The 22,848-nt window shown below is 65.3% G+C and carries 19 protein-coding genes; 11 read left to right on the forward strand and 8 right to left on the reverse strand.

Annotated elements, in window-relative coordinates; genetic code table 11:
- The first annotated feature begins 8 nt into the window (after positions 1–8).
- The 10 genes from F4036_04790 to F4036_04835 all read left to right on the forward strand — a co-directional run bounded on the left by F4036_04790 (position 9) and on the right by F4036_04835 (position 12,331).
- Positions 9–2,819, forward strand: coding sequence for a valine--tRNA ligase (locus tag F4036_04790; GenBank protein MYK37059.1), 2,811 nt, complete (start codon positions 9–11; stop codon positions 2,817–2,819).
- A 69-nt stretch (positions 2,820–2,888) separates the two neighbouring features.
- Positions 2,889–5,015 (forward strand): indolepyruvate ferredoxin oxidoreductase subunit alpha, encoded by a 2,127-nt coding sequence (locus F4036_04795; protein ID MYK37060.1) that lies wholly within the window; start codon positions 2,889–2,891, stop codon positions 5,013–5,015.
- Positions 5,009–6,553 (forward strand): indolepyruvate oxidoreductase subunit beta family protein, encoded by a 1,545-nt coding sequence (locus tag F4036_04800; GenBank protein MYK37061.1) that lies wholly within the window; start codon positions 5,009–5,011, stop codon positions 6,551–6,553. Before F4036_04795 ends, F4036_04800 begins: the two co-directional genes overlap by 7 nt.
- The gene (locus F4036_04805; protein ID MYK37062.1) at positions 6,550–7,065 is read left to right on the forward strand and encodes a disulfide bond formation protein B; all 516 of its coding nucleotides are present in this window, start codon (positions 6,550–6,552) and stop codon (positions 7,063–7,065) included. Before F4036_04800 ends, F4036_04805 begins: the two co-directional genes overlap by 4 nt.
- 68 nt (positions 7,066–7,133) lie before the next feature.
- A complete protein-coding gene (locus tag F4036_04810; GenBank protein MYK37063.1) occupies positions 7,134–8,126 on the forward strand; it encodes an oxidoreductase in 993 nt (330 codons plus the stop codon).
- 47 nt (positions 8,127–8,173) lie between these two features.
- Positions 8,174–9,013: an SDR family oxidoreductase gene (locus tag F4036_04815; GenBank protein MYK37064.1), complete on the forward strand. Its 840-nt coding sequence runs from the start codon at positions 8,174–8,176 to the stop codon at positions 9,011–9,013.
- Positions 9,014–9,077: 64 nt separating this feature from the next.
- Positions 9,078–9,785 carry a hypothetical protein gene (locus tag F4036_04820; GenBank protein ID MYK37065.1) on the forward strand — a complete coding sequence of 236 codons (708 nt, stop codon included), beginning with the start codon at positions 9,078–9,080 and terminating at the stop codon, positions 9,783–9,785.
- 40 nt (positions 9,786–9,825) lie between these two features.
- On the forward strand, positions 9,826–10,527 hold the full coding sequence (locus F4036_04825) for an SDR family oxidoreductase (protein MYK37066.1): 702 nt from the start codon (positions 9,826–9,828) through the stop codon (positions 10,525–10,527).
- 31 nt (positions 10,528–10,558) lie between these two features.
- Positions 10,559–11,080: a hypothetical protein gene (locus F4036_04830; GenBank protein ID MYK37067.1), complete on the forward strand. Its 522-nt coding sequence runs from the start codon at positions 10,559–10,561 to the stop codon at positions 11,078–11,080.
- Positions 11,081–11,110: 30 nt separating this feature from the next.
- Complete coding sequence (locus F4036_04835; GenBank protein MYK37068.1) at positions 11,111–12,331, forward strand: M20 family metallo-hydrolase; 1,221 nt, start codon at positions 11,111–11,113, stop codon at positions 12,329–12,331.
- Between the two features lie 135 nt (positions 12,332–12,466).
- Here F4036_04835 and F4036_04840 read toward each other — a convergent pair whose 3' ends face one another.
- Positions 12,467–14,944, reverse strand: coding sequence for a TonB-dependent receptor (locus tag F4036_04840; protein ID MYK37069.1), 2,478 nt, complete (start codon positions 14,942–14,944; stop codon positions 12,467–12,469).
- 6 nt (positions 14,945–14,950) lie between these two features.
- On the opposite strand from F4036_04840, the gene F4036_04845 reads away from it, so the two are divergent.
- The gene (locus F4036_04845) at positions 14,951–16,282 is read left to right on the forward strand and encodes an FAD-binding oxidoreductase (protein MYK37070.1); all 1,332 of its coding nucleotides are present in this window, start codon (positions 14,951–14,953) and stop codon (positions 16,280–16,282) included.
- 1 nt (position 16,283) lies between these two features.
- Here F4036_04845 and gloA read toward each other — a convergent pair whose 3' ends face one another.
- From gloA to F4036_04880, 7 genes are all read right to left on the reverse strand, one after another.
- Positions 16,284–16,835, reverse strand: coding sequence for a lactoylglutathione lyase (gene gloA / locus F4036_04850; GenBank protein MYK37071.1), 552 nt, complete (start codon positions 16,833–16,835; stop codon positions 16,284–16,286).
- Between the two features lie 7 nt (positions 16,836–16,842).
- Positions 16,843–17,289 (reverse strand): acetylacetone-cleaving protein, encoded by a 447-nt coding sequence (locus tag F4036_04855; GenBank protein ID MYK37072.1) that lies wholly within the window; start codon positions 17,287–17,289, stop codon positions 16,843–16,845.
- A 113-nt stretch (positions 17,290–17,402) separates the two neighbouring features.
- Positions 17,403–17,888 carry a DUF3299 domain-containing protein gene (locus F4036_04860; GenBank protein MYK37073.1) on the reverse strand — a complete coding sequence of 162 codons (486 nt, stop codon included), beginning with the start codon at positions 17,886–17,888 and terminating at the stop codon, positions 17,403–17,405.
- A 26-nt stretch (positions 17,889–17,914) separates the two neighbouring features.
- Positions 17,915–19,159, reverse strand: a complete 1,245-nt coding sequence (locus F4036_04865; protein ID MYK37074.1) for an FtsX-like permease family protein — start codon at positions 19,157–19,159, stop codon at positions 17,915–17,917.
- Positions 19,149–19,877, reverse strand: coding sequence for an ATP-binding cassette domain-containing protein (locus F4036_04870; GenBank protein MYK37075.1), 729 nt, complete (start codon positions 19,875–19,877; stop codon positions 19,149–19,151). Before F4036_04870 ends, F4036_04865 begins: the two co-directional genes overlap by 11 nt.
- A gap of 5 nt (positions 19,878–19,882) precedes the next feature.
- Positions 19,883–20,638, reverse strand: a complete 756-nt coding sequence (locus F4036_04875) for a DUF2796 domain-containing protein (protein MYK37076.1) — start codon at positions 20,636–20,638, stop codon at positions 19,883–19,885.
- A gap of 4 nt (positions 20,639–20,642) precedes the next feature.
- A complete protein-coding gene (locus F4036_04880) occupies positions 20,643–22,832 on the reverse strand; it encodes a TonB-dependent receptor (protein MYK37077.1) in 2,190 nt (729 codons plus the stop codon).
- Positions 22,833–22,848 lie beyond the last annotated feature (16 nt).

Raw genomic sequence — 22,848 nt, forward strand, 5'->3', positions numbered from 1 at the left:
AAGGGGGCATGAAAGGGCGGGCGCTGGCGGAAAGGTATCGGCCGGCGGAGATTGAGGGCGAGGCCTATCGCCGGTGGGAGGAGGCGGGATGGTTCGCGCCGCGCGGGAACGGACCGCCCTTCTGCATCGTCATACCCCCGCCCAACGTCACCGGCAGCCTGCACATGGGGCACGCCTTTCAGGACACGGTGATGGACGCGCTCACCCGCTACCACCGCATGCGCGGCGACCGCACCCTGTGGCAGCCGGGCGTGGACCACGCCGGCATCGCCACCCAGATGGTGGTGGAGCGGCAGCTCGAAGCCGAGGGCCTGAACCGCCGTGAACTGGGTCGCGAGGAGTTCGTCCGGCGAGTCTGGGCCTGGAAGGAGTCGTCCGGCGGGCGTATCGGGGACCAGCTGCGGAGGCTGGGCGCGTCGCTGGACTTCTCACGCGACTGCTTCACGCTGGACGAAGCGCGCAGCCGCGCGGTCCGGGAAGTTTTCGTGCGCCTGCACGAAGAGGGCCTGATCTACCGCGGACAGCGGCTGGTTAACTGGGACCCCGTGCTGCAGACCGCGCTGTCCGACCTGGAAGTGGTTTCCAGCGAGGAGGACGGTCACCTGTGGCGTCTGCGCTACCCGCTGGCGGACGGCGGCGGCGTGGTGGAAGTGGATACGACACGCCCGGAGACCATGCTGGGCGACACCGGCGTGGCCGTGCATCCCGCCGATGAACGGTACCGGCAACTCGTCGGCCGGATGGTGCGCCTGCCGCTGACCGGCCGGGAAATCCCCATCGTGGCGGACGAGGCGGTGGATCCGGAGTTCGGCACCGGCTGCGTCAAGGTCACGCCCGCGCACGACTTCACCGACTATGAAATCGGGCGGCGCAACGGCCTGCCCGCAATCAACGTGCTCACCGCCCGCGCCCGCATCAACGACGCCGCGCCTTCGGCATTCGTCGGCCTGGACCGCTTCGATGCCCGCAAGGCGGTGGTGGAAGCGCTCCGGGAGCAGGGGGCGTTGGCGGGCGTCAACAAGCACCGCCACGCCGTTCCGCGGGGGGACCGCTCGCAGGCCGTGCTGGAGCCCTTCATGACCGACCAGTGGTACGTACGCGCCGCACCCCTGGCCGAGCCCGCCATCGCCGCGGTGGAGGACGGACGGGTGCGCTTCGTTCCCGAAAACTGGGCGGCGACCTATTTCGAGTGGATGCGCAACATCGAGGACTGGTGCATCAGCCGCCAGCTCTGGTGGGGGCACCGGATACCCGCCTGGTACGGCGAGGACGGCGAGGTCTTCGTCGGCCGCAACGAAGCCGAGGCGCGTCAACGGCACAAGCTGCCGGACGACTATCCGCTGCGTCGGGACGAGGACGTGCTCGACACCTGGTTTTCCTCGGCCCTGTGGCCGTTCTCGACCCTGGGCTGGCCGGAGGAAACGCCGGAGTTGAAGCGCTTCTATCCGGGCACGGTGCTGGTGACCGGGTTCGACATCCTGTTCTTCTGGGTCGCGCGGATGATCATGATGGGCCTGAAGTTCATGGGCGACGTGCCATTCAGGGAGGTTTACGTGCACGGCCTGATCCGCGACCACGAAGGCCAGAAGATGTCCAAGTCGAAGGGCAACGTGATCGACCCCCTCGACCTGATCGACGGCGTGGACCTGGACAGCCTGGTGGAGAAGCGAACGGCCGGGCTGATGCAGCCGCAACTGGCGCCGGAGATCGAGCGCGCGACGCGCAAGCAGTTCCCCGAAGGCATTCCGGCATTCGGCGCCGACGCCGTGCGATTCAGTTTCGCCGCCATGGCCAGCACCGGCCAGGACATCCGCTACGACCTCGACCGCACCGCCGGCTACCGCAATTTCTGCACCAAGTTGTGGAACGCCGCCCGCTTTGTCTTCATGCAGCAGCCCGGGAGCGAGGACGCCCCGCCCTCAAGTCCCGGGAGCGAGGGCATCCCGCCATCGAAAGACACCCACCTTGGGCCCGCCGACCGCTGGATCGTCTCCCGCCTAGGCAAGGCCCTCAAGGCGACCGCCCAGGGGCTGGACGGCTACCGGCTCGACCTGGCCAGCCGCGCCATGTACGACTTTGTCTGGCGCGAATACTGCGACTGGTACCTGGAACTGGCGAAGATCGTGCTGGCCGGTGGCGACGAACGTGCCGCCGCCGCAACCCGGCATACGCTGGTTCGCGTGCTGGAGACCGTGTTGCGGGCGCTGCATCCGATCATGCCGTTCATCACCGAGGCGCTGTGGCGACGCACCGCCTCGCTGGCGGGAACCGGGGGCGAAAGCGTGATGATCGCATCCTGGCCGGAAGCCGATGGTTTTCCCGAGGACCGCGAGGCCGAAGCCGAGATCGAGTGGCTCCAGGGTTTCGTTCTGGGAATGCGGCAGATCCGCGGCGAGCTGGACCTGCCGCCAAGCCGCCGGCTGGAAGTGCTGGTCCAGGGCGGCGGCCGAAAAGACCGCGAGCGGATGGAATCGCTGTCGGAGCTCCTTTACCCGATGGCCGGAATAGACAAACTCACGCTGCTCGCAGCGAACGCCGAGGCGCCACCCGCCGCGTCGGCCCTGCACGGCGAGCTGAGGCTTCTGACGCCCCTGGCCGGCGTGATCGACCCGGCGGCCGAAAGCTCCCGCCTCGGCAAGCTTCTCGCCCAGGCCGAAAAGGCCCTGCAGGCGGCCGAGAAAAAACTGGCCAACCCGCAGTTCCTGGAGAAGGCCCCGCCCGACGTCGTCCAGGGCGTGCATGACCGCCGGGAAGAACTGAAACGCGATCTTCAAAGCCTGCGCGAACAACTGGAAAGACTGAAAAACCTGGGCTCCTGAACAAACGCGGACCGGGGTGCCGGGTAGTACACTTGACACGTTTCCACGCGCTCTGCGCGGGAGTGGGAAGTGGCCGAACGATCATTCGCGAAGGAAGTTGAACTGCTGCGCCTGACCGCGGGCGAGGAATTCCGCGGCGAGGGCATACTCGCGGTCACCAAGGCGCTTCTGCAGTCCGGCGTGGCCTACGTGGCCGGCTACCAGGGCGCACCGGTCTCGCACCTGATGGACGTGCTGGCCGACGCGGGCGAAATCCTGAACGAGCTGGGCGTGCAATTCGAGTCCAGCGCCAGCGAAGCCACCGCGGCCGCCACGCTGGCGGCTTCCATCAACTACCCCCTGCGCGGCGCGGTGACCTGGAAATCCACCGTGGGCACGAACGTGGCCAGCGACGCGCTCGGCAATCTCGCTTCGGCGGGGGTCAAGGGCGGCGCGCTGATCATTCTCGGCGAGGACTACGGCGAGGGCTCCAGCATCATGCAGGAGCGCACGCACGCCTTCGCGATGAAATCGCAGCTCTGGCTGCTCGATCCCAAACCCCGGCTGGACAGCATCGTGACCGCGGTGCAGCAGGGCTTCGAGCTGTCCGAGGCCAGCAATACGCCCGTGATGCTGATGCTGCGCATCCGCGCCTGCCATCTGTACGGGAGCTTCATTGCCAGCGACAACCGCCGTCCGCCGTTCACGGCCGCGGACGCGCTCAATGCGCCGCAGCGCGACCCGTCGCGCATCATCCTGCCGCCCTACACCTACGAGCAGGAACGCGAGAAGACCGATCAGCGCTGGCCGGCCGCGGTGCGCTTCATCCGGGACAGCAAGCTCAACGAGTTCATCGATGGTCCGGAAAGCGATCTTGGGATCGTGCTCCAGGGCGGTCTTTACAACGGAGTGCTGCGGGCCCTGGAACACCTGGGCCTGGCCGACGCTTTCGGCGGCTCGCGAGTGCCGCTCTACGTGCTCAATGCCACCTATCCCCTGGTCGAGGAGGAATTCGTGCGATTCGCGACGGGCAAGCGCGCGCTGCTGATCGTCGAGGAAGGCCAGCCCGAGCACATCGAGCAGGCCGCCCACCAGTTCCTGCGCCGCGCCGACCTGCAAGCCCGGGTGCTCGGCAAGGGCCCCCTCCCGATGGCGGGCGAATATACCGGCGCGGTACTCACGGAAGGAATCCGCGCCTTTGTCGAAGAACACGGCCCCCGCCTGCTGAATCCGGTCACTGAACAACCTTTGCTTCCCGCCTCGCAACTGGCCGCCAGGGTGCCGGAACGGCCGTCCGGCCTCTGCACCGGCTGCCCCGAACGTCCGCTGTTCTCTTCGCTGAAACTGCTGCAGAAGGAGATCGGCCCGGTGCACGTGAGCGCAGACATCGGCTGTCATTCCTTCGCCAGCCTCGAGCCCTTCCACCTGGGCGCCAGCATCCTCGGCTACGGGCTGGGAAGCGCGGCGGCCTCCGCACTGCACACGCAAGGCGATAAGCGTCCTGTGTCGATCATGGGCGACGGGGGCTTCTGGCACAACGGCCTGACCAGCGGCATCGGCAACGCGGTGTTCAACGAGCACGACGGCGTGACCATCATCGTGGACAACGGCTATGCCGCGGCCACCGGCGGACAATGGATCCCCTCGTCGGAGGCCGATGCTCCGCGCCGCACCGCCCGCCTGTCGATCGCCGACGCCGTGCGCGGCGTGGGCGTGCGCTGGGTTCGAAGCCTCAATACCTACGACATGAAGGGCACGCTCAGGATCCTGCGCGAGGCGATGAGCACGCGCGAGAAGGGGCCCAAGGTGATCGTGGCCCAGGGCGAATGCCAGCTCAATCGTCAGCGGCGCATCCGGCCTCTGCTCAATCGGCGGCGCAAGGCCGGCATGCGGGTTGCGCGCAAGCACTACGGCGTGGACGCGGAAACCTGCACCGGCGATCATTCCTGCATCCGGCTGTCCGGCTGCCCGTCCCTGACCGTCAAACCAAACCCCGATCCGCTGCGGAGCGCGCCGGTGGCGGCGGTGGACTACGACTGCGTGGGTTGCGGGGTATGCGGCGAGGTCGCGCACGCGGCCGTGCTCTGTCCATCTTTCTACCACGCGGAACTGGTGGACAACCCGGGCGCGGTCGAGCGTTTCATGCAAGGGCTGCGGCGCGCCTTGATCGGTTTTCTGCAGAGACGGACGCAGCGCAAGCGGGCCCTCGCGTGGTAGAAGAGGAACCGGCTCCCCGGGTATTCAAGCTGGCCATCGCGGCCCTCGGCGGTCAGGGCGGCGGCGTATTGACGCAATGGCTCCTGGACGCGGCCGAAGCCGGCGGCTTCATCGCGCAGGCGACCTCCGTGCCGGGCGTCGCCCAGCGCACCGGCGCCACACTCTACTATCTGGAATTCTTCCCCCGCGCGGCCGCGGAGAAGGCGGGTGCGGACCCCGTGCTTGCGCTGATGCCGCAGCCGGGCGACGTGGACCTCGTGGTCGCATCGGAACTGATGGAAGCGGGCCGCGCGATGCAGCGTGGACTGGTGACGCGCGAGCGCACGACCCTGGTCGCTTCCACCCACCGGGTATTCACGATCGGCGAGAAATCGGCGCTTGGCGACGGGCTCGCGGACAGCGATTCCGTTCTCCAGGTGGCGCGGGCCAGCGCGAAACGCCTGGTGGCGCTGGACATGGAGGCCTTGGCCCGCGAGCACCGCAGCGTGATCAGCTCGGTCGTGCTGGGCGCCCTGGCGGGCTCCGGCGCCCTGCCCTTTTCCGCCGAGGCCTGCGAGCAGGCAATCCGGGCGAGCAGCCGGGCCCTGGAACGCAACCTCGCCGCATTCGAAGCCGGCAAGGCGCGGGCCGAAGCTGCTGCCGGCGGAGATGCCGCCGTAGCGAGTACGGAATCCGCACCGCCGTACGACCCGGTGCCGCTACCCCGCAACCCGAAGGCGAAAGCGCTGATGGAGCGGGTGTCGAAGGAGTTCCCGGGCGCCTGCGCGGACCTGCTGGGAATCGGCGTGCACCGTCTGGTGGACTACCAGAACCACCGCTACGCCGGCCTGTACCTCGACCGGTTGCGCTCCGTCCTGGAACTCGACAGCGCAGCCCGCCAATACACGCTGCTGCTCGAAACCGCCCGCGGCCTGGCGCTGTGGATGAGCTACGAGGACACGGCGCGGGTCGCCGACCTCAAGACCCGAGCGGCCCGCTTTGCCCGCGTGCAGGCGGAAGTCGGCGCCGGCGGAGGCCGGCTCATGCGGATCGTGGACTACCTGAGTCCGCGGGTGGAGGAAATCTGCGGCAGCCTGCCGGCCTGGCTGGGAGCGCCGCTGATGAGATCGGGCCTCACACGCCGGATACTGCAGGCCTTCACCGGTGGCCGGAAGATCTCCACCGACCGTCTCTGGGGATACCTCCTGATGCGCGCGATGGCGCGCACGCGCGTCTGGCGCCTGAGTTCCCTGCGGCACCGCGAGGAGGACGAGCGCATTCGCGAATGGCTGGTCACACTTTCGGAGCTGGCCCAGCACGACTACGAGCTTGCGGTGGAAATGGCCGCCTGCCAGCAACTGGTGAAGGGATACGGGGAGACTTTCGAGCGGGGCCTGGGCCGCTACCGCGCTATCGTTGAGGCGTTGCCGGCCCTGAGGGACGGCAACGATCCCGCGGGCGCCGTGCGCGAGTTGCGCGACGCGGCGCTGGCCGATGAGGAGGGCCGGAAATTCGAAACCACGCTGGCCCGATTGTGCGAGAATCGGCCACCCGCATGAAGTCGCTGATCGCCAATCTGCTGAACGCCGGCTCCCGCCCTCTGAACCTGCTGGGCGCGGCCGCCTGCTTTCTGCTGTTCGGCTACGCGCTGTTCGCCGAGCATGTCCAGGGTTACGCGCCCTGCCCGCTTTGCATCCTGCAACGTTTTGCGGTCGTCGGAATGGGCCTGGCTTTTCTGCTTGCCGCCCTGCATCGCCCGGCCGACTGGTTCCGCCACGCGTATTCGGTGCTTTGCGCCGCCGTGGGATTGTCCGGCGGCGGCGTGGCGATACGCCACCTCTGGATCCAGAGCCAGCCCGAGGGCGCCGTGCCGCCCTGCGGTGCCAGCTTCGATTTCATCGTCGAGAACTTCGGCGTGATCACCGCCGTCCGCGAAGCGCTCACCGCCTCCGGGGAATGCGCCGAAGTCGACTGGTCGCTGCTCGGACTGTCGATGCCCGGCTGGGTGCTGCTGGCCCTGCTGGGCCTCACCGCCTGGGCCGTCTGGACCAACTCCTTCGCCCGCCGCTGAGGCGCTTGATTCCGATGCCGATTCGGGGCATCTTGGCGGCCCCGAAGGTCTGACCAGGGAGCGAACACTTGAGCGACACATTCAATGCCATCGTGGCGCGCGAGCGCGACGGCAAGGTTCAGGGCCGACTCGAGGCGCTCACCGCGGCGGACCTTCCCGACGAGAACGTGCTGGTGGAGATCAGCCATTCCACGCTCAATTACAAGGACGGCCTGGCAGTCAGCGGACGCGGCAAGATCTGCCGACGCCTGCCCATGGTGTGCGGCATCGACCTGGCCGGGATCGTGCGCGAATCGCGCGACGGCCGTTTCCAGGCCGGCGACCGGGTGCTGGTCAACGGCTACGAGCTCTCCGAAAAATACTGGGGCGGCTACGCGCAGCGGCAGCGCCTGAAGGGCGACTGGCTGGTGCCGGTCCCGGAGGCGTTCACCGCGGAACAGACGATGGCACTGGGCACGGCCGGCTACACCGCCATGCTGAGCGTTCTTGCGATTCAGGATGCGGGGCTCACTCCCGACGCCGGGCCGGCCCTGGTTACCGGGGCTACGGGCGGCGTGGGCGCCGTGTCGATCATGCTGCTCGCCGCGCTCGGTTATCAGGTCACCGGAGTAACGGGCAAGCCGGACGGCGCGCAGTTCCTGCAGTCGCTGGGCGCCACCGGAACCATCGCGCGTGACGAACTGGCGCGCGATTCGCGGCCGCTGGAGTCCGAGACCTGGGCGGCGGCCGTGGATTCCGTCGGCAGCAGCACGCTGGCGACGGCCCTGGCGCAGACTCGCCGCGGCGGCCTGGTGGCGGCGGTGGGACTGGCCGGGGGGTTCCGCCTTCCGACCACGGTCATGCCGTTCATCCTGCGCGGCGTGACCCTGCGCGGCATCGATTCCGTCATGGCTTCGCAGGAGCGGCGCCGGCGGGCCTGGGACGCGCTCGCCGAACTCGTCGATACGGCGAAACTCGCCGATATCTATCGCGTGGCGCCCATGTCGGAGGTTCCCGCGCTGGCCAACGAAATTCTGGACGGACGGATCAGCGGAAGAGTCGTGATCGATGTCAACGCCTGACCGCCCGGGCGGGAGCGGCAAGGCGAACAGGGGATAAAATCCACTGCATGAAAAACTACGATCTGAGCGGCAAGGTCGCGCTCGTTACCGGAGCGGGCCGCGCGCGCGGACTGGGTGAAGGTATCGCCTCGAAGCTGGCCGAATGCGGAGCCGGCGTACTGATCACGGACCTGGGCGAATCGCCGGACGAACACATGCCCGACCGGCACATCGGCGCCACCGATTCCATGCGGGCCGTGGTGCAGGGCATCAGGGACCGGGGCGGGGTCGCCGACGCCTTCCCGCTCGACGTGCGCGACGAGTCCCAGGTCGAAGCGGCGGTGGCGCACGCCGTCGAGCGCTTCGGCCGGCTGGACATCCTGGTCAACAACGCCGGAATCGGATACCTGATCGACGCCTGCACGGAACTCACGGAAGACAAGTGGGACGCGGTCCTGGACGTCAACCTCAAGGGGCCCTTTCTGTGCACCAAGCACGCCGCCCGTCGGATGATCAGTCAGGGCGAGGGCGGGCGCATCATCAATATCGCAAGCCAGGCGGCGAAATCCAGTTTCCCGCACATGGCCGCCTACACGGCGTCCAAGCACGGCCTCGTCGGCCTGACGCGAACCTGCGCCCTGGAACTGGGGCCGCACGGGATCACCGTAAACGCCGTCTGTCCCAACCACGTCACGACCGGCCTGGGCGCCGTCCAGAACGATTATTTTTCCAATCACTTCGGCCTGACGCTGGAGCAGTACATCGACAATATCCGCACGCGGAATCCGATGCGCCGCGAGGGCAAGGTCGCGGACACCGCCAACGCCGTGGCGTTCCTGTGTTCCGATCAGGCCATCTACATCAACGGCGACTCGCTGAACGTGACCGGCGGCGAGGAAATGCACTAGCGCCCGGCCGAACCAATTGCGCCGGTCGAAAGGGAGCGGCGCATCCCTAGGAGATAACGATCACATGCTGAAAAAACAAGAATTTTTCGACGCACTGGAAGCCGCGCGCAAGCCGCGCCACGGCGGCGGACACCCGTTCAGCCGGATGTGGGCGCAGGGCGCCCTGTCCCGCGAACAACTGGGGCGTTACGCGGTGCAGCACTATTACTACATCGCCCCGATCCCGCAGCAGTTCGCCGCGCTCTATGCCCGGCTGCCTGACCTCGACGCGCGCCAGCACCTGCTTGAAAACCTGCTGGGCGAGGAAATGCCGGAAACGCCGGAAAAACGGCATCCGGACCTGCTGATCAAATTCGCCGAAGCTTGCGGCCTGTCGCGCGACGATGTCGTCAATGCGGCCCTGCGCGACGAAATCCTCCCCACCACGCGGGCCATGCGCGCCTGGATATGGGAATTGTCCACGATTCGTCACCTGGCGGAGTCGGCGGCCGGGATCATGGTTGCGCTGGAAGGCCAGCTGCCCACTCTATATCCCGCCTACGTCAAGGCGATGCGCAAGATGGGTTTCACCGAGGACGACATGGAGTTCTTTCACGTTCATATCGAGGGCGACGAGGAACACGCCCATATCGGCCTGGAACTGACCGACCGCTACGCCACCACCGAGGCCCTCCAGGAGCGCGCCATCGCCGCGGTTCGGGCGTCCGCTTCGCTGCGGTGGAGCATGCTTGACGGCATCCAGGCCGCGCTGGTGGTGCCCAAGGCCGCCTGAGCTTGATTGAATCCGCCGGGAGCGCGGACTGAGGGGCAACATGGAGTGTGCGCTGGTAACGGGTGCGGCGGGAGGCATCGGTTCCGCCGTCGTTGAGCGGTTCGTTGAGCGTGGGCTGGCGGTGGGGGCGATGGTTTTGCCGGGGCAGGAGGCGCCGGCCGGACTGGCGCTGCCGGCGGAAGCAACCGACGAAGCCCAGGTCGCGGACGCCGTCGCGCGGTGCGCCGACGAACTGGGTCCTCCCCGCTGGGTGGTGCACACCGTGGGGATCACCGGAGAGGGGCCGTTCGTGGACGTGTCGCTGGAGGACTGGAACCGGGTCGTCGACGTCAATCTCACGTCGACGTTCCTGCTGGCGCGCTCCGTGCATCCGCATCTCAAGCAGACCGGCGGCGCCATGCTGATGTATTCGTCCACCAATGCGATCAACGGCGGCAACGAATTGTCCGGCCCCGCCTATACGGCGGCCAAGGCCGGAATCATCGGCATTGTCCGCTATCTCGCCCGCGAGTGGGCGGCCGACGGCATTCGGGTCAACGCGATCGCACCCGGCCCGATCGATACGCCCATGCTCGACCGCCTCGGGCCGGAGCGGCGCGCCTTGCTGGGCAAACGGGCGCCGCTGGGCCGCCTCGGCACCGCGGACGAGTGCGCGGCAATGACGGATTTCCTTTGCTCCGACGCGGCCGGGCACGTGACGGGCACAATTACCAACATATCCGGCGGCCTGCTGCTGGACTGACTGACCTAAAAAATCCGAAGAGAGGGCAATCATGAATATCAGAACTGCGATTTCGGGCACGACGCTGCTGGCGTTGATGCTGACGGGTGGCGCCGCCGCGGCGGACGAAAAGAGCGTAATGGAGAAACTCGCCGCGCTGGAAGGCGACTGGATGTTTCTGGACGAGAACGGTGAGGAGACCGACATGATCGGCTCCACGTTCCGGCTCACGGCAGCCGGTTCCGCCCTGGTGGAAGTGATGGCGCCCGGCAGTCCCGACGGAGTCGAAATGGTCAACATGTACCACGCCGACGGCGACCGGGTGCTGATGACGCACTACTGCGCCGCCGGCAACCAGCCCCGCATGGAAGTGAAGGCCACGGATGACGAGAACCGCGTCGAATTGCAGTTCGAGAGCGTCACCAACCTGGCCTCGCCCGACGCCAATCACATGCACCGCGCCGAGTATGTTTTCCACGGCGACGATCGCTTGACGACCCGCTGGTGGAGCATGCAGGACGGTAAGGTCAGCGAAGAGAACCACGTCACTATAGAACTGAAGCGCAAGAAGTAATCTGATTCTCACCAATCGGAGGGTGGCCCGATGCTGCCGATCGATCCGCAGCGGATGCTCGCGGACCTCCGCGCGCTTGCGGAGTTCGGCAAACTGGGCACCGGCGTCAATCGGCGCTCGCTCACACCAGAGGACCTGGCCGCTCGCGACTGGCTGCTGGCGCGAATGCGGGCTGCGGGGCTCGATGCGCGAATCGACGGAATCGGCAGCGTGGCCGGACGCACCCCCGGCAGCCGGCGGCACATCCTGATCGGCTCGCACACCGATTCGGTGCCCAAGGGCGGGTGGCTGGACGGCTCGATGGGGGTGATCTTCGGACTGGAGATTGCGCGGGCCTGCGTGGAGGCCGGCCGAAGGGACGACCCGGGCGTGGAGGTGATTTCCTTCATCGACGAGGAAGGACGGTTCGCCAGTCTGCTGGGAAGCGCCGTGTTCGCCGGTAAAGTGGACGAGTCGGATATCGGAAAGCTCAGGGACGAACGGGGCGAAAAGCTGGAAAGCGCATTGCAAGCGGCCGGTTACGCCGGGCGGGAGTTGTTGCGCTGCGAACCGGCGCGCCACGCGGCCTACCTCGAGGCGCACATCGAACAGGGCCCGGTACTGGAGACCGCCGGGAAGCGGATCGGACTGGTGACCGACATCGTTGGCGTGTCCCGCTGTGAGGTCGTGTTCACGGGCCAGGCCGATCACGCGGGCACCGTGCCGATGGGACTGCGCCGGGACGCGGCTGCCGCGCTGTACGCATTTGCCGACGAATTTGCGCGATTCTGCAGCGTAGAGGGGAGCGACCGGACCGTCTGGAACCTGGGGATCGTGGCGATGGACCCGGGCGCCTACAACGTCGTGACCCGTCAGGCCCGCCTGGGCGTGGAGTACCGCGATCCGTCGGAGTCCGTGCTCGATCGCATCAGGCAATACATCCACGATAGCGCAGCGAACGTGGCGAAACGGCACCGCGTTTCCGCGGAAGTCGTCGCGGGCGCGGGGATCCGTCCGAACCCGATGGACGAATCCATCCTGCGCCACCTGGAGAAGGCCGCCGGCGACCTCGGCGCATCGAGCATTCGCATGCCCAGCGGCGCGGGCCACGACGCGACGATGCTCGCGCCATTGATCCCCTCCGCGATGATGTTCGTGCCCAGCATCGGCGGCCGCAGCCATGACATCTCCGAGGACACGCGCGAAGAGGACATTGTGCTGGGGCTGAAGGTGCTGGCGCGCGCGGTAGAGCGGATCATCGCCTCCGCGTGATCCGGAAAAGAGGGCCTAGCAGCTCTCTTCGAGGGCGGGGACGCTGTGGGGGACATGCCCCCACTCCCAGGGGCGCCGAAAAGCGAAAGCCCGGATTTCGCCGGGCTTTCGCGTCTTGCGGGTTTCAGGCAGTCGCTAGAACGAGTAGCTGATGCTCGCCGTAATGAGCTGCGGCTGGCCCAGCGTACCGATCACGATGATCTCGTCCGCATCGCCGTCCAGGAAAAAGAAGTCCGGGAAGGTCTGCACATCGGTGTAGTAGTCCTCGTCCAGCAGGTTCTCGATGTTCACTGCCCATTCCCATCTCTCGCTGGCCAGGCTGAACTGGGCGCCCACCAGCGTGAAGCTGGGGTTGACCACGCTGACACCGGCCGGATCGGACAATCGCAAGCCCGTGTACTTGCCGTTATGGCTGACCTGCACGCTGGCGTTGAAGGTCATTCCGTTGGCCAGCGGCTGCACGTAGTCGGCGGCCACGTTCCAACTGAAGTCGGGTGTAACCGGCGGCGTGTCCCCGCCGATGTCCTTCAATATCGGATTGCCGTCGGCGTCGGCGCCGGACACCACGCTCGTGCCGCTGTCCCACTCGGCCTCGATCCAGCCGGCGGACAACGCCACGGATAGAGCATCGCTCACCGCCACACTGACTTCCGCCTCCACGCCAAACTGCTTGGAGTCGCCGACGTTGTTGATCAGTTCAACGATACCTGCGCCCTCGGCCGGAATCTGCGTTTCGATCTGGCGCTGGTTGTAGTCGATGAAGTAGGCCGCAATCGTTGCCGATCCCCGGCCATCCATCAGGCGGCCCTTCCAGCCTGTCTCAAAACTGGTGGCGTCCTCGGAATCGAAAGCCGGCAAGTAGTCCGGAACGTCCTCGCTGATATTGAAACCGCCCGGTTCGAATCCGCGCGCGACCGTACCGTAAAGCATCGAATCATCGCTGAGCCAGCGCGTCACGGAAACCCTCGGAAGAATCTCCGTACCGCTGTCGCTGCCTGTGTGGTTGGTGCTGAAGCGCAGCGTCTCGTTCTTCCAGCGGTCGGCGCGCAAGCCCACGCCCAGTTCCCAGTCGCCCATGTCGTAGGTGGCGTTGATGAACGCAGCGAGGTGGCTCTTGTCGCGGATGCGTTTCTCGAAAGGCGTCAGCGCAACTTCACCGGTTTCCTCCGCCTCGGTCACGGTTTCGCCGGCCCAGACGCCGGTGCACATCAGTCCGGCCGCGCAACCCAGCGGACCGCTGATATTGCCGTCCGCATAGATCACCGTGTCGTACCAGACCAGGTCGGAGTCCATCTTTTCGTCGTACTTGGAGTAGTACACGCCGCCCAGCCACTGGAACGGCCCCTCATCCGTGGATGTGAAGCGTATTTCCTGGGTCAGCACGTCCATGTCCTCGGGACGGAAAAGCGAGAGCAGGTATTCCTCCCTCTGGTCGAGATCGGTATAGCGGAAGCTCTCGGTGGTTGTGTAGGAAGACACCGACGTGATGTCGTAGCCGTTCAGCTCCCAGACCAGTTCCACCATGCCCGAGGTGGTGTCGCGTTCGTGGCGTGGATTGTTGCTGGCAGGCACTTCGTTGGGGTGCTCGAGGTTGCCCTCGTCCAGTTCCCTTATCCAGGTGTTGTTCGGGCCTTCGAACTCGTTGGAGCGCACCGAGACGTACGCGGAGAGATTGTCGCCCAGCGGCCCGGCCAGAGAAACGCGCACGCCGGATTCCTCCGTATTGCCGATGTCCTCGTCGTTGTTGCCGGCGATTCCGTTGAGCCGCGTCGGATTCGGATTGCGCAGATATCCGTCGTTGCTCACCCAGAAACCGAACGCCCGCATGGCCCAGTCGCCTGCGCCCAGCGGCAGGTTGAGGCTGCCCTCCACGTCGAAAATGCCCTGGTCGCCGACCACGCCCTTGACGCGCCCGAACATGGAATCGCTGTCCGGACGGGCGCTGACGAACTTGACCGCGCCGCCGATGTTGCTTCCGCCGTACAGCGTGCCCTGCGGCCCTTTCAGTACCTCGATGCGCTCAAGGTCGCCGAACCGCGACGAGGCGTCCGAGAAGAGCTGGACATCGTCGAGGTAGAAGCCCACGCCCTGCGTATTGCCGAAAGCGCCCAGGCCACGGACGGACACGTTGGGAAAACCGTCGAGGCGGGTGGACAGGTTGAGGTTGGGGATCTGGAAGCCCACGTCCTCCAGGCCCTTGATGTTCTGGCGGTCGATGTCGGCTCCGGTGATTACCGATACCGACTCGGGGATCTCCAGCAGGCTCTCCGCGCGTTTCCGCGCGGTCACCACAATCTCTTCGAATTCCCCGGCGGCGCTCTCCTGTGCTGTCGCCGTCCCTGCTGGCAGTAAGGAAATGGAAAAAGCTGAGATCGCAGCTATTGATCCAAGCCACGCAAAGTTTCTTGAAAACTTCAGCATGCTGGCGTCCCCCAATACTGACCGAACTATTGATTCTGCATATATTCCGGCCTGAATCAAGCAAACCTCATTCCGTGTCCGATCCCATTGCGCCATAATGGATTGCCGCCGAACCGGCGCTGCAGACGGAGCTCCCGCTTGAGCGAACACCTCAACGAGAACACCATCGCCGTTCTCAGCCGGCAGGGTCATTCCCTGATGACCGGCGACTCCGTGGGCGAGCGCCACAGCGTGGATTTCACCGCGGAAAACGCTTTCCGCCCGTCTGTGGTGGTGCGCCCCGGCTCCACGGAGGAAGTCTCGCGTCTGCTGAAGACCTGCCACGAACTCGGGCAGCCGGTGGTCGTGCAGGGCGGCATGACGGGCCTGGCCGGCGGCGCCACGCCGCAGGCGGGCGAGTTGGCCCTGTCGCTTGAGCGGCTCAACGGCATAGAAGAGCTGGATGCAGCCGCCATGACCATTACCGCCTGGGCCGGCACGCCGCTGCAGGTGATCCAGGAAGCGGCGCGGGACGCGGGATTTCATCTGCCGCTGGACTTCGGCGCGCGCGGTTCCTGCCATATCGGCGGGGCGATCGCCACCAATGCCGGCGGCAACCAGGTCATACGTTTCGGCATGACCCGCAACCTGGTGCTGGGACTGGAAGCCGTGCTGGCGGACGGTACGGTCATCAGTTCCCTGAACAAGATGCTCAAGAACAACGCCGGGTATGACTTGAAGCAGTTGTTCGTGGGCACCGAGGGAACGCTGGGCGTGATCACGCGCGCGGTCTTGCGTCTCTATCCCATGCTTGAGAGCACCTGCACCGCACTGTGCGCCGTGCGGTCGTTCGATCCTGCCGTTTCGCTGCTCCGTGAGCTGCAGGGCAAGCTGGGCGGCTCGGTGAGCGCGTATGAAGTCATGTGGTCGCCCTATTTCGACCGCGTGATCGGGCACAGCGACAGCCTGCGCTCGCCTTTCGACCGGGATTACCCGATTTACGCGCTGGTGGAAGCGGAAGGCTCGGACCAGGAAACGGACAGCCGTCGATTCGAGGAAGTCCTGGCCGGCGCGCTTGAGGCCGGACTGATCGATGACGCGGCGATCGCGCAGTCGGAAAAGGACCGGCAATCGTTCTGGAACATCCGCGACGGCGTGGCGGAGATCACCGCCGACCTTCTGCCCTACGCGAGCCTGGACGTGAGCATGGACATCGCCGAAATGGCGGAATTCCTGGATGAGTTCGACACGGAACTCAAGGAGGCGTTACCGGATGCCATCAACCTGGTGTTCGGACACATCGGCGACAACAACCTGCACCTGTTCGTGAGCACGCGCCGCGAAGGCGATCTGACGACCATCTTCGATATCGGTTACCGCCTGACCGGAGCGCACGGCGGCTCAATTTCGGCGGAGCACGGCATCGGCGTGCTCAAGCGCGACTATCTGCACCTGTCGCGGAGTCCCGAAGAAGTCGAACTGATGCGGCGCCTGAAGCAGGCCCTCGACCCCAGGGGCATCCTCAACCCCGGCCGCGTAATCCCCGCCTAGATCAGCCGGTCATGGCGACGGCCATGGAGCCGCAGCTGTCGGCTTCGAGGATTTCGATCCAATAGCCGTCGGGGTCCTTGATGAAGGCCAGCCCTTTCATCTTGCCGTCGTCCGGACGCTTTACGAACTCCACGCCCAGCTCCTCGAAGCGCTTGCAGGCCGCATAGACGTCCGGAACGGACAGCCCGATGTGGCCGAAACCGCGGGGATCGGCGTTGCCGTCGTGGTAGCCGGCGAAATCGTCGTCGCTCTCCGTGCCCCAGTTGTGGGTCAGCTCGATCATCGCCTTCTGCCGGAACGCGTAGGCGGCGCGCGCCTCGGCGCCGTCGGGAATGGGTTCGTCGTCTTCGGTGACGTAGCCCATGAAATACAGCGAGAACTCCATTTCCGGAAACCGGAACTCCTTGATCAGCGTCATCCCCAGGATCCGGGAATAAAAATCCAGCGACCGCCGCGGATCCTTGATCCGCAGCATCGTCTGGTTCATCACATATCCCCTGGTTTCGGGGACCGATACGACCTGCCCCTCTACCGCGGCTGGTTGACCGGACATCGGGAACTCAGCTCCCGGCGGTGGCGTTCCAGGCGTCGAGGACCTGCTTGCAGCCGACCAGCGCGATGGTGTTGCCATCGTCGTCCAGGAAGTTCAGCGGACCCAGGAAGGTCATGTAGAACTCGCTGTCCTCCGGGAATTCGGTGTGGTCGTGCTGGGCATTGCAGGCTTCGTAACCGTAGCCCGGCGCCACCGCGGTGTCGCCGCCTTCGTCGGTGCCGCCGCGAACGTGCATGCGCCCCTTGGTAAGAAAGTACTCGCCCGGACCCATGTGCACATGCTTGGCAAAAGACGAACCGGCCTTGCAATCGAAGATCGCGGTCCAGGCTCCTGCTTCCGGCGAAACGTGCAGCAGCTTCCACTTGATGTCGCCTGCGCACAGGCCTTGCGGGAAATCTACCCAGTCCACGGCATCCATCTGGACGTAACTGCCGGTGGGAGAATTGTCAGCCATTTTTTCCTCCTAAGGCGCCGCCGCAACCGGCCCGTCCGGCGGCGGGGCAGCCTGCAAAACGGGACTCAATCCTAACTACGGTCCCGGAACGGGTCAATACAACGCCGTGTCGGCTAGTACTCGTATATTTCTATTGCCTGGGCCGTCATCGTGTATCCCGAATAAGCGAGAAGGGATTCGCGAAACTCGGTCTTCAGTTCCCCCGTCGCCCAGATCGGCTCCCAGGTCGATTCGAGATCCATCGGCTCTTCCGCCGTAATGTAAACAATCTGGTTGGCGGGCGGCGGAGGATAGTGAATGCATGCCCCGAAGTAGGGAACCAGCAGGAATTCGCTCACTTTGCCTTCCTCGGAGACCTCCAGGGGCACGACGAATCCCGGAATCTTCACCAGAACGCCGTTGAGCTCTTCGACCACGCCCGTGGGAAAGGCCGGCATCGCAAACGGATCGAACGAGTTGTTCCCCGGCTGCTCGGTCGCTTCGGAAGCGGGAATCAGATCGTCCCAGGTGAGCTCACGGGCGTCGTCGGCAATCGCAATTCCGCCGAGAAGCAGCGTCACCGCGATCCCCTGCCGAATGACTCGATTCGAAACGTTCATGTTCTCTCCATTTTAGCGCCGCGGCGCTAAAGCCTTACCGTCAGGCCGTCGGCGAGCGAATTCCGGTATGCCCGCCAGGCGGGAATGACGCTCACAATAACCGCGATGACAAGGATACCGGCCAGCACATAGAGATCAAAGGCCCGCCATTGAACGCTCAGTTGAATGCCGAACTCCGAGAGCGCGAACTGCCGTATCGCCAGGATGCCGAACTGGACCAGCACCAGGCCGGAAAACGCGCCGAGAAAGGCGAGCATTGCCGCCTCCGAAAGCAGCAAGGCAAATATGTGCCCGGGCCTCGCGCCGACGGAGCGAAGGACGGACATTTCGCGGCGGCGCTCGTTGAGGCTGACCAGCAGCGTGGCAAGCAACCCGAGCACGCTGGCCAGCACGACCATAGCCGACACGCCCAGCAACGCGTACTCGGCGACGCGGACCAGTCCCCAGAGTTGCTGCAGGGCCACGCCCGGAATGACCGCGGTCATCGGCTCGTTCTCGAACTCGTTGACGTACCGCTGCAGCGCGAATATGGCCGTCCTGGATTTGAGCCCGATCAGGAACGCGGTAATTTCCTCCGGCTCGTAACCGGCGACTGGCGGCACCACGCGATCGGCGCCGCCGGCCGTATGGATCAGGTCCATCCCGCCCAGGCTGATATGCACGGTCCGATCGACCGGCGTGCCGGTGCGCGCGAGTATTCCGCTGATCGTGAACGGGTCCTCGTCGTGGGTAAGAAAACTCGTGTCCGCCAGTCCGTGGGACACGACGATTTGCCGGCCGATGTCGTATCCGAGCCGCTCGGCAACCTCCGCGCCGATCACCGCCTCGGTCGCCGAAGTGAACGGACCGCCTTCATCGAAAGCCAGCGGCCGGCGGTCCGCATACCGGTAATGACTGAAATAGCCGAGGTCCGTCCCGAGGACCCGATAGCCCCGGTGCGCATCGCCCAATGAGAACGGAATGGTCCAGTCCACCTCCGGTCTGCCGCCGATGTTCTCGTAGCTGCTCCACGTGACGTTGTTCGTGGGGTTGCCGATACGAAAAACCGAGTACAGGAGCAGGTTCAGATCGCCGCTGCGCGCGCCTACGATCAGGTCGGTGCCGGAGATCGTGTTGGCGAAGCTGGTCTGCGTGTCCGTCCTGACCCGATCCACAATGGACAGCAGGCCGGCGCTCACGGCAATCGATGCGACGGTCAGAATGGCCGTCGCACGCCGGTTGAGCAGGCTCTTGAAAACCAGCGAAAGTGCGTTGCCGAAGTTATGCAGCATTGGAAGGTTCCGGCGCGGTATTGCTCAGCCCGAGATCGATGGCAACGTCGAAGTGCGTCGCGAGCGAGGCATCGTGGCTGACGAATATGACGGTGCTGTCGGCCCGGCCGGCCTCGGACAGTAGCAGACTGATGAACTCGCGACGACGGTCCGCGTCAAGCGACGAGGTGGGTTCGTCGGCGATAACCAGTTCCGGCCGCCCGATCAGGGCGCGGGCGGCGGCGACGCGCTGCTGCTGTCCAACGCTCAGATCCGTCGTTCTGCGCGAACGAAGCTCCTCGCCGATGCCGAGCGCCGAAAGCAGCCGGGCCGCCGATTTTTCGACGGAGCCGTCCGCGTCGACGGCGCGCTGCAAGCGCCGCCGCGAATAGCGGCACGGAAGGGATGCGTTTTCGACCACCGACAGGTATGGAACGAGATTGAATTGCTGAAAGATGAAGCCGACGTGATCGGCGCGAATCCGGTCGCGGGCCGCACTCTTCATGACGGAGAGATTCTCGCCCAGAATGGCGACGACGCCCTCGCGCGCAACCAGCACGCCGCCGACCAGGGCGAGGAGAGTGCTCTTCCCGCATCCACTCGGACCGTATACAAATGCCCGTTGCGACGCCCGGACATTGAGTTCGGACAAGGCCAGGATGTCATCGCCCGAACCATAGCCGAAGCGCAGCCCCGAAATCGCTATCGCGATCTCGGAATCGAGGGCTGTGCCCGGCATGGCTCCTAGGGCCGCGACAGCGAAACTGAGGTTGCGCGCCCCTCCAGCGTCAAAACCTGCGCACCGGCAGAGGTCAGAATCTGAATCTCGATCGTTTCGACGCCTGCGAAGTTCTCCGTGAAACGCAGGGCGAGGGAGTCGAGATCGGAAGCGTTGGCGCATTGCCATTCGTAGTTTGCGATGACTTCAGCGTGCTGTTCGGCATCGTCGTGGTCGTGGTCGTCGGCTTCCTCGTGCTCATCGTGGTCGTGGTCGTCGGCTTCCTCGTGCTCATCGTGGTCGTGTGCGGCCGATTCGTCGTGCTCATCGTGGTCATGATCGCCCGCTTCGGCATGCTCGTCGTGGTCGTGATCCGTGTCGTGCGAATCATGCGTAGCGTCGTGGTCGCTCAGCACCGTGCCGGCAGCGTCGTCCCCGAGATGTTCCAGGACGTACGTCGGCCCGTCAATCGAAGTGTCCGAAATCGTGCAACTGGCCGAGTCCGCCAGCCCGAACATCGCGTCCGGATTCGACAAGGTCGCGGCAGCCCGCCGAACGAGTTCGAGCTGTTCGTCGTTCTCCGGCGCATGTTCAAAGCCGACGACATCGGACAGCGGCGCATCCAGCGAGACGGCAACCGTGCCGCCCTCAACCACGACGCCAAGTTCGACAACGCCATGGACGTGCTGCGCATGTACGCCGGCGGGGGCCAGGACGCAGATCGCCGTGGCGTACAGGAGCGACCGCCGCCGCTCGAATCGAAAATTCCTGACTTTGTGCATAGTTCTAAAACCTCACTCGTAATCCTGCCTCGATCGTGCGGTTGGGCGCCGGGGCCAGGTCCTTGACGATGGAGGTGTGATGACGCTGTTCGTCACCGGTAAGATTTCTGCCGCGCAGATACAGTTCGGTCCAGGTGTCCCCGCGCTCGATCCCGTACCGGACGTAGGCGCGAAGGTCATCGTAGCCGTCTGTCGGAAGTTCGAAATCCGCAACACTGTTCTGATCTGAAACCCGGGAATAGTCGACGCTCGCGCTGAACGCGCCCGCGCTGTAGTCTAAACCGATACCCGCGCGATCCGGTGGGATCAGCGGCAGGTTGTCGTTGCCGGACACGTCCAGGTCGGCGGACACGGTGTCGAAGAATCCCCTGGCCTCCAGCCTCGCGTCGCCCCATTCGGCCAGCACCAGGGACGCCTCGAGGTCCAGCCCCGAAAAGGTCGCGTCGGCCTGCCCGAACGCCCGCACGATCAACCCCTCGATCTCCTCGCCGGTCGCGGCATGGTAGATGAAGTCATTGAACTGCGTGTAGTACAACGTCCCCGCAATGGACCAGCGCGGGCCCGCTCCGCGCAGCGTCGCCGAAAAGTTCAGCGCCTGCTCCTCCTCAAGTCCGGGTTCGCCGATCTCGAAGCTGCGGGTGGCCAGGTGCGGCCCATTGGAGAACAATTCTTCGCCTACCGGCGCCCGCGCCGAGTAGTCGGTCAGCACGGTAGCGGTCCAGGCATCGTTCAGCGGCACGATCGCCCCCAGCGAGGCGCTCAGTGTCGTGAAGTCCGTCCCGGTGCTGTTCGCGGGCTCATGTTCCACGTTCTCCAGGCGCGCGCCGGCCTCGATGGCAAAACTGTCGAACGATCTTTCGCCCACCCAGAACACGCCCATCGCGCGTGAATCGACCGGTGGCGCAAAGGCCTCTTCGCCCACTACCGACAACGACCGGTCGGATAACTGCAGACCCACAGCGCCTCCCCAGCCGCCAACCGGGAGGTGGGTCAGTTCAACGCGCACCTCCCAAGCCTGGTTTTCGAAGGCCGTGCCGACTTCTCCGGAGGGCTCGATCTCCAGGTGCTCGTAGTCGTTGACGCCCAGCCGCAGGTTCAGATTCGAAAAGCCGGGCAGCGGGTCCGTCAGGCCCGCCTCCAGATCAACGCGGGTCTGCTTCAGGTCGATAAAGGGATTGCCTTCCTCTTCGTGCTCGTCGTCGTGCTCTTCTTCCTCGTGATCTTCGTCGTCGTGGTGGGCCGCCTCGTCGTGGTGTTCGTCTTCTTCGTGCTCATGGCCGTGGTCGTGGGCATGTCCGGGTATTCCGTATTCGCCATTCAGGTTGCTGACGGAAATGCCGATGAATCCGCGCTCGCCCGTGAACGAAAAGCCGGCGGCCCCACCCATCATGTCGAGCGCGCTGCCCGGCAGAACCCCGAAAGCTTCCTCTTCCTCTTCGTGGTGCTCTTCTTCGTCGTCATGGTCGTCGTCTTCATGATGCCCCATTTCGTCTTCATGCGGCTCGTGGTCGTGTTCTTCCTGTTGTTCCATCGCCCGGAACAGCGCCGATTCGGCATAGCCCGGTATCTCGTAGTCGTCGACCTCGCGGCGGAACCCGTCGAGGTGCCAGGCAAAGTTGCCAGCGCCCCCGTCCAGCCGGAACGCTCCGCTGCCCGAATTTCCGTTGTCGGCCCAGCGCAGGTCCAGTCGTCCGCTCAATTCGTCCGGCACGGATTGGGGAATGCGTCCGGTGTGCGTGTCCACCACTCCGCCGATCGATCCCGAACCGTACAGCAGCGTGCCGGAACCCTTGAGCAGCTCCAACCGCTCGGCGATGAATGGATCCACGGTGACCGCGTGATCGCCGCTGGTAACCGACACGTCCATGGCGTCGATGCCGTCCTCCATGATGCGCACGCGCGGGCCGCCCAGGCCATGGATGACCGGCCGGCCCACGGCAATGCCGTATGAACCGTTATGAATGCCAGGTTCTCCGGCAACCGTCGCTCCCAGCGTGTCCCCCAGCTTGCGTTCCAGCTCCTCGCCGGTCAGCACGTCTGCAGGCGTGGCCAAGCCGTCCGCAGACAGCGGATGTCCCACGATCACTATCTCTTCAATCGCCTCGGACCGATTCTCTTCCGCCTCATTCTGCCCAAATGCAGCGGGTGCGATGCACAGCAGCGCGACTACAGGAAAAACCTTGCCGCATTTCATCTAAATTCTCCTGATC

Source organism: Gammaproteobacteria bacterium, from assembly GCA_009845905.1.
Lineage (GTDB): Bacteria > Pseudomonadota > Gammaproteobacteria > Steroidobacterales > Foliamicaceae > Foliamicus.

What these genes read in the sequence shown, in the direction of transcription:
- F4036_04870 (MYK37075.1), bottom strand. Translation starts at nt 19,877, where the DNA reads ATGCCGGGCACAGCCCTCGATTCCGAGATCGCGATAGCGATTTCGGGG.
- F4036_04805 (MYK37062.1), top strand. Translation starts at nt 6,550, where the DNA reads ATGAAGTCGCTGATCGCCAATCTGCTGAACGCCGGCTCCCGCCCTCTG.
- F4036_04845 (MYK37070.1), top strand. Translation starts at nt 14,951, where the DNA reads ATGACCGGCGACTCCGTGGGCGAGCGCCACAGCGTGGATTTCACCGCG.
- F4036_04815 (MYK37064.1), top strand. Translation starts at nt 8,174, where the DNA reads ATGAAAAACTACGATCTGAGCGGCAAGGTCGCGCTCGTTACCGGAGCG.
- F4036_04855 (MYK37072.1), bottom strand. Translation starts at nt 17,289, where the DNA reads ATGGCTGACAATTCTCCCACCGGCAGTTACGTCCAGATGGATGCCGTG.
- F4036_04875 (MYK37076.1), bottom strand. Translation starts at nt 20,638, where the DNA reads ATGCACAAAGTCAGGAATTTTCGATTCGAGCGGCGGCGGTCGCTCCTG.
- gloA (MYK37071.1), bottom strand. Translation starts at nt 16,835, where the DNA reads ATGTCCGGTCAACCAGCCGCGGTAGAGGGGCAGGTCGTATCGGTCCCC.
- F4036_04865 (MYK37074.1), bottom strand. Translation starts at nt 19,159, where the DNA reads ATGCTGCATAACTTCGGCAACGCACTTTCGCTGGTTTTCAAGAGCCTG.
- F4036_04825 (MYK37066.1), top strand. Translation starts at nt 9,826, where the DNA reads ATGGAGTGTGCGCTGGTAACGGGTGCGGCGGGAGGCATCGGTTCCGCC.
- F4036_04860 (MYK37073.1), bottom strand. Translation starts at nt 17,888, where the DNA reads ATGAACGTTTCGAATCGAGTCATTCGGCAGGGGATCGCGGTGACGCTG.
- F4036_04840 (MYK37069.1), bottom strand. Translation starts at nt 14,944, where the DNA reads ATGACCCTGCCGGCTGAGAACGGCGATGGTGTTCTCGTTGAGGTGTTC.
- F4036_04835 (MYK37068.1), top strand. Translation starts at nt 11,111, where the DNA reads ATGCTGCCGATCGATCCGCAGCGGATGCTCGCGGACCTCCGCGCGCTT.
- F4036_04820 (MYK37065.1), top strand. Translation starts at nt 9,078, where the DNA reads ATGCTGAAAAAACAAGAATTTTTCGACGCACTGGAAGCCGCGCGCAAG.
- F4036_04830 (MYK37067.1), top strand. Translation starts at nt 10,559, where the DNA reads ATGAATATCAGAACTGCGATTTCGGGCACGACGCTGCTGGCGTTGATG.
- F4036_04880 (MYK37077.1), bottom strand. Translation starts at nt 22,832, where the DNA reads ATGAAATGCGGCAAGGTTTTTCCTGTAGTCGCGCTGCTGTGCATCGCA.
- F4036_04790 (MYK37059.1), top strand. Translation starts at nt 9, where the DNA reads ATGAAAGGGCGGGCGCTGGCGGAAAGGTATCGGCCGGCGGAGATTGAG.